Here is a 5,750-nt window from a genome sequence, read left to right as displayed (position 1 = left end):
CAGCCAAATATCTTACCAACGTCTCCAACGCAGCCTTTGCGGAGCCATGTATTGCATAGTTCGGCATGTAATCTCTTTCATATTCAAATCTTCGTAGTAGTAAAGACTTATTAAAAGTCTCTCTCTTTCGTTTAGATGATTTAATATTATATCAGAAAGTATTTCTTTCAGCTGTTTTTCTTCTACAACTTTATCAGGTGTATCATCGTTTGATGATATAACTTCCCAAAGGTGTAAACTTTCATCTTCGTCTTTACTAACATCACTATCGAGGGATATAAGGACTCTATTTACTAATACTTCCGAATACTTCATATACTCACTGGTGCTCATACCAAGGTATTCAGCAATCTCTTCTGTGGTTGCACTCCTTCCAAGCTTTGTTTCAAGTTCTGCTATTTTGTTTTCAAGGTTTTTGATTTTTGATCTTAAAGACCTTGGTATCCAATCAAGCTCTCTTAGGTGGTCTATTATGTATCCTCTTATTCTAATTTCTGCGTAAGTCGATAATTTAATTCCTTTTGATGGGTCGTACTTATCTATGGCGTCGTACAAACCAAGTATCCCTACTTGAATTAAATCTTCTTCATCAACAACAGCTGGTAAATTTTCGTGTTTTAAAGCTTTAACGATGTACTTTATCTTTGGTAAATATTCCATAATTATTTTGTTTCTATCTTCTAATTTAATTTGCATTTTTCCGCCTCCCAATTTTAATCTCTGATTTAAAGTAAGCAAATTTTATGCCAATTGTTTATAATTTGTTTAATGGTTGTTTACAAATAAAAGGTGCAATCAGGTTTATGCAGTGTAGATAATAACAACTGCGACTGAATATTTTTTTTCATGAGAGATAGATATGGATACATCAAAGTTTTTTTTATGATTTGTATCATTGTGCAGTATAATTTCTGCAGGTTTCCCATTAATTCCTATTATTTCAATACTTTTATAGTTGATTGATTTATTAAATGCTTGATAGTATGCTTTTATAGTTGCTTCTTTTGCTGCAAATCTTGCTGATAAACAGGGTATAAAATCTTTCTTTTTAAAACAGTATTGAATTTCTCTATCTGTGTATATTTTTTTTAAAAATCTTTCACCAAATTTTTTGTAAGCTTTTTCTATTCTGTTGTTTTCTACTATATCTATTCCTGTGTATATTTTCATTTTGTTTTCGTTAAAATCTCTTCTACTATCTGCATAGGTGTTTTGTTTTCTACATTTATTCTGTATGGGGCAAGTCCGTAAACTTTTTTCCTTTCTTCAAAGAGTTGTTTTATTTTTTCTATTGGTTGTTTTAAAAGGGGTCTATCTTCATCATTTTTACATCTTTCTAAAACTGTGTTTAGGGTTATATCAAGCCATACTACTATACCGTTTTCTTTCATTTTTTGCATGTTTTCCGGATTTGCTCCTAATCCTCCACCTGTTGAAATTACATAATTTTCTGTGTTAAGTAGTTCTTCTAACTGTTTTTTTTCTAACTGTCTAAAGTGGCTTTCTCCTTCTTTTTCAAATATGTCTTTTATTTTTCTTCCTTCTTTCTCTTCTATAAGTTTGTCTATGTCTATAAATTTTCTTCCGGTTTTTTCTGCCAGTATTTTTCCAACAGTTGATTTTCCACTTCCCATAAAACCTACCAAATAGATATTTTTCATCTTTTTAACCTTTCTACTATATTTTTAATAGTTTCTAAATCTTTTTCTAATTGGGATATGTATGTTTTTAATTTTTCTTCTAAGTTTGTCATATCTCTATTCCTGTTTGTAGTGCGATTTTTTCAATCTCTTTTTTAGGATTTTTTGATATTACTATCAGGTCTATTTTTCTTTCACCTAACTTTTTATACAGATTTTTAAGTATTTCCATCTTTATTTTAAATTTTTCCGGATTTGTAAGCTCGTTTTGTGTAAAAATAGCTATATCTATATCACCACCTTTTTTGGTCAAGTCTGTTCTACTTCCGAAGATTAACACTTTTGCATCTGGTATAACCATATTTACACTGTCCTTTATGTCTTTTATCTGTTGCTGTGTTAATCTTACTTTTGCCATTTTTACCTTTTAGTAGGTATGATAAAATAATTGTATCATAAAAAGCTGAAAATCTGAGATAAATATGGAAAACAGAGAGGAAAATTTTAAAATATACCTTTTTGTTTTTTTAACGGTTTTTATATACTTTTGGAACTTTTGGTATAACGCTATATGGATTCCTAACGAAAGTTTTTATGCTGAAGCTGTTAGGGAGATGTTTGAATCCGGAAACTTTCTTGATATATACTACAACTATGAGCCAAGGTTTAATAAACCTCCTTTAACTTACTGGATTGTTGCTTTATCCTCTTTTTTGTTTGGTTTAAATGAGTTTGCAATCCGTCTTCCAATTGTTTTGATGGCAATTGGGTCTTCTTTTTTAACCTATAAAATAGGGGAGATTCTTTACGGAAAAACTGTGGGAATGTACTCTTTTTTCGTTATGGCTTTTAGTTTTCAGTTTGTTATAAATTCAAGGTACACTTCTCCGGAAGTACCTCTTTTGTTTTTATTCACTTTAACTCTTTACCTTTTTTTGAAAGGTTATAAAGAAAATAAGTTTTTTTACATCTTACTCTCTTACATTTCATTGGGGTTAACTGTTCTTACGAAAGGGTATCCTTACTTTTTTGTGATTGGTGGGATTGTTGGTCTTTATCTTTTGATTGAAAGTCATCTTGATTTAAAAGAATTTTTTAAAAAATTATTTTATTTAAAAGTTTATGTTGGTATTCCTATTTCTCTTTTTATTGGTCTTAGCTGGGTTGTTTATATGGATTTAAAGTTTGGAGATGAGTTTTGGAGTGTTTATAATGAAGAAACTTTAAAAAGAGCTTTTAAGGAAGAATCTAAATTTTCTGATTTGTTTTTTTATCTGGTTGTTATTCTTTGGGGGTTTTTACCTTACTCTTTGACTTTTTACTACTCTTTTTTATCCGGATTTAAAAAGCTTTTAAAAGATTTTTCTTTTATTTTTAGCTGGATTTTTGTTATGTTTGTTGTTTTTACGATAGCAAAAGGGAAGATTCCAACTTACTTTATTCAAGCTCATCCGGCTTTATCTGTTCTTGTAGGGTATTTTTTAGTAAATCATAATCCTGATGGGTTGAAAAAGTACTTTTGGATTGCATCTTTCCTTGTTCCGGCTTTTGTAATAACTGTAATGAATGTATATATACTTTACACGTTTAACCTTGATTATTTTTACTACTTTATATGCTTATTTCCTTTTCTTTACATTATCAGATATAAAGATTACAGATTGGTACCTTTTTTATCTATGATGATAACTTTTATGATACTAACAGTTTCTCTTCTTGTTAAGGTGGAAAATTACAGACCTTACAAGGAGATTGGAGAAATTGTAAACAAAAATGTTCCGGATAGGTCTGTTCCTTTGATAGTACAAAACAGATTTTTCCATAACCTACCTTTTTATGCCAAAAGGAAGGTTCTGAGAGATTACACTGAGAATCAGATATTACAGTACCAACAAAATCACGGCTATACACTTGCTCTTGTAGAAGAAGAAACATTAAATAAAATCGGTGGAAAAGTTTTATGGAGTGGATACTTGTATCCAAGTAGTGAATCAAGGTTTGCTGTATTTCTTAAAAATGTTGCCAAAGCGGAGAAAGGAGATTATTCAGGATTTGTGAAGATGTATCTTGTTTACACTACTCGGTAGTAAAACATACTGTCTGACTGAATCAGATTTTTTAGTTGTAGATTAAAGAGAATACTATCTATATCCGGATATTTGTTGTAAAATTTTTGTAAAATCTCGTCGTAATGTCTTTTTGTGTCTAAAAACATCAGTATGTCTTTTTCTTCAGAAGTTAGCTGATAAAGGTCTAAACCAGATAAAGGAGATTTTAAAAATGGTAAATACTCCTTTAAATCTTCAAAATCTGTGATGGGTATGGCTCCTTCTTTTATTAAAATGTTGTTTCCTTTTCCGTAGGTGTTATTTATGTTGGTTGGAACTGTAAAAACAAGTCTTCCATACTCGTTGGCAAGGTTTGCTGTGATTAAACTTCCAGATTTTTCCGGAGCTTCTACAACGAATACACCGTAAGACAATCCTGCAATAACTCTGTTTCTTTGAGGAAAACTGTAAGCAGAAGGTTTTGTCCCCAAGGGAAATTCGGATATTACACAACCATTTTCTACTATACTTTCAAAAAGTTTTCTGTTTTCCGGTGGGTAAAAAATATCTAAACCACTTCCTAAAACGGCGGTAGTAAAACTTTTTTCTTCTAACGCAACCTTATGAGCCAATGAATCAATACCAACAGCTAATCCGGATACTATATTTACTTTATTTTTTGCCAACTCCCTTATAATCGTGTTTACAATAAAAGTTCCATAGTTAGAATGTCTTCTACTTCCAACCACAGATAAGGTATTTTCTGGAATAGGAAAGTTTCCTTTAACGTAAATAACAGCTGGTGGGTCAGGAATATTCTTTAACAAGGATGGATAATCCGGAGAGGACAAAGGTACTATTTTAACATTCATTTTTTCAGATTTTTCAATTTCCATTAAAGCAACGTCTTTTAAGGTTTTATCTCTTTCAGTAATAACTTTAGCTAAACTTTCCCCAAAATCTGTTTTTAATGTTTGATAATCAATTTCTAAAACTACCGATGCAGAGCCATATTTTTCTATTAACTTTTTGATTGTTATATTTCCTAAACCTTTCGTAAAGTAAAGTTCTAAACAAGATAATATTTCTTCCATATTTCAAAGCCCTTATTTTTTTGATAAAATACTATTATAGCAAATCGAGGAGAACAAATATTGGAAGGGACAATAGGAAACTTTATAGAAGAGCTTGCAAAGAAGAAAAAAGGAGAGTTTTACATCTTCTATGAGGAAGTTCCTATAAAGGTTATATTGAACGTTTTAGAGATAGATTTTTTAAAAAAACAGATAGAGTTTGAGATTAACTCTAAAATAGAAGCGATGGTTTCTCAAGAAAAGGAAATATACGCAAAATATGGAAACGATATTTTAGTTTTAAAAGCCCTTATGTGGAACAAAGAAGTTTTGATAACATCTTTTCCTACCTTTGCAGTTGAGCCAAAAATTAAAAGAAATTATGTAAGAGTAAAATGTCCTTCAAGTAAACCAGTACTGTTAGAAATAGATAGTAATATCTGTGTAAGCCTGAGAGATATATCAGAAAAAGGTTTTAGTTTTAAACTTCCAAAGAATGTTGAGATAAATTTGGAAGAAGAGTACGATGGTAGAATTAACATTTCTGGAAAGTCTTATCCATTGAAATTTAAAATTCTCTATAAATTAGAAAGACCAGACAACACATTTAGATACGGTGCAAAAATCATTCAAGCTAAACCGGTTTTGGAAGATGAAATAGCAAAGTACGTTGGAGATAGACAAAGGGAACTTGCAAAAATATTAAACACTTTTGCAGATTAAGGAAGACCTAAAACTTTATGACACTGTGGTATTATTCTACTTTCAATACCTATTTTTAATAACTCATCTTGTAAGTGAAGGGCTTTTTTTACCATATCAGGTTTATTACTTTCCGGTTGAAGTACTATAACATCGTTTTTTAGTATAGCTATAAATTCCGGTTTTATGATGCGATTTATTGATAAGTTTTCATCTACGACAAATTTTAGCTCATTTATATAAGGTATCAAGTTTTTATTTACAAGGTAAAAAGGTGGTTTTGGAGA

The 5,750-nt window shown here is 30.4% G+C and carries 7 protein-coding genes and 1 pseudogene; 2 read left to right on the top strand and 6 right to left on the bottom strand.

Annotated features, from left to right (window positions below; genetic code table 11):
* Positions 1-12: 12 nt before the first annotated feature.
* The 4 genes from NE054_RS06850 to NE054_RS06835 form a co-directional block, all read right to left on the bottom strand.
* Positions 13-696, bottom strand: coding sequence for a FliA/WhiG family RNA polymerase sigma factor (locus NE054_RS06850; RefSeq protein WP_297890065.1), 684 nt, complete (start codon positions 694-696; stop codon positions 13-15).
* A 105-nt stretch (positions 697-801) separates the two neighbouring features.
* Complete coding sequence (gene acpS / locus NE054_RS06845) at positions 802-1,170, bottom strand: holo-ACP synthase (protein ID WP_297890064.1); 369 nt, start codon at positions 1,168-1,170, stop codon at positions 802-804.
* Entirely contained in the window at positions 1,167-1,661 is a 495-nt protein-coding gene (locus tag NE054_RS06840) for a shikimate kinase (protein ID WP_297890063.1), read from the bottom strand. The genes acpS and NE054_RS06840 overlap by 4 nt, the downstream gene beginning before the upstream one ends.
* 88 nt (positions 1,662-1,749) lie before the next feature.
* The gene (locus tag NE054_RS06835; protein ID WP_297890062.1) at positions 1,750-2,058 is read right to left on the bottom strand and encodes a nucleotidyltransferase domain-containing protein; all 309 of its coding nucleotides are present in this window, start codon (positions 2,056-2,058) and stop codon (positions 1,750-1,752) included.
* A 64-nt stretch (positions 2,059-2,122) separates the two neighbouring features.
* On the opposite strand from NE054_RS06835, the gene NE054_RS06830 reads away from it, so the two are divergent.
* The gene (locus NE054_RS06830; protein ID WP_297890060.1) at positions 2,123-3,727 is read left to right on the top strand and encodes a glycosyltransferase family 39 protein; all 1,605 of its coding nucleotides are present in this window, start codon (positions 2,123-2,125) and stop codon (positions 3,725-3,727) included.
* Here NE054_RS06830 and dprA read toward each other — a convergent pair.
* Positions 3,712-4,782: a DNA-processing protein DprA gene (gene dprA, locus NE054_RS06825; protein ID WP_297890058.1), complete on the bottom strand. Its 1,071-nt coding sequence runs from the start codon at positions 4,780-4,782 to the stop codon at positions 3,712-3,714. The genes NE054_RS06830 and dprA overlap by 16 nt on opposite strands.
* A 60-nt stretch (positions 4,783-4,842) precedes the next feature.
* On the opposite strand from dprA, the gene NE054_RS06820 reads away from it, so the two are divergent.
* Complete coding sequence (locus tag NE054_RS06820; protein WP_297890057.1) at positions 4,843-5,484, top strand: PilZ domain-containing protein; 642 nt, start codon at positions 4,843-4,845, stop codon at positions 5,482-5,484.
* Here NE054_RS06820 and NE054_RS06815 read toward each other — a convergent pair.
* Positions 5,481-5,750 (bottom strand): annotated as a pseudogene (locus NE054_RS06815) (7-carboxy-7-deazaguanine synthase QueE); the annotation flags it as partial. The gene NE054_RS06820 and the pseudogene NE054_RS06815 sit on opposite strands and share 4 nt — an antisense overlap.

This window comes from Sulfurihydrogenibium sp., from assembly GCF_027448985.1.
Taxonomy (GTDB): Bacteria; Aquificota; Aquificia; order Aquificales; family Hydrogenothermaceae; genus Sulfurihydrogenibium.
The sequence above is the reverse complement of the archived record's forward strand: the minus strand, read 5'-3'. Positions and strand labels throughout refer to the sequence as shown.

Bases quoted from the DNA above. Each gene is read 5' to 3' on its own strand.
- acpS (WP_297890064.1), bottom strand. From the start codon at position 1,170: ATGAAAATATACACAGGAATAGATATAGTAGAAAACAACAGAATAGAA.
- NE054_RS06835 (WP_297890062.1), bottom strand. From the start codon at position 2,058: ATGGCAAAAGTAAGATTAACACAGCAACAGATAAAAGACATAAAGGAC.
- NE054_RS06830 (WP_297890060.1), top strand. From the start codon at position 2,123: ATGGAAAACAGAGAGGAAAATTTTAAAATATACCTTTTTGTTTTTTTA.
- dprA (WP_297890058.1), bottom strand. From the start codon at position 4,782: ATGGAAGAAATATTATCTTGTTTAGAACTTTACTTTACGAAAGGTTTA.
- NE054_RS06840 (WP_297890063.1), bottom strand. From the start codon at position 1,661: ATGAAAAATATCTATTTGGTAGGTTTTATGGGAAGTGGAAAATCAACT.
- NE054_RS06850 (WP_297890065.1), bottom strand. From the start codon at position 696: ATGCAAATTAAATTAGAAGATAGAAACAAAATAATTATGGAATATTTA.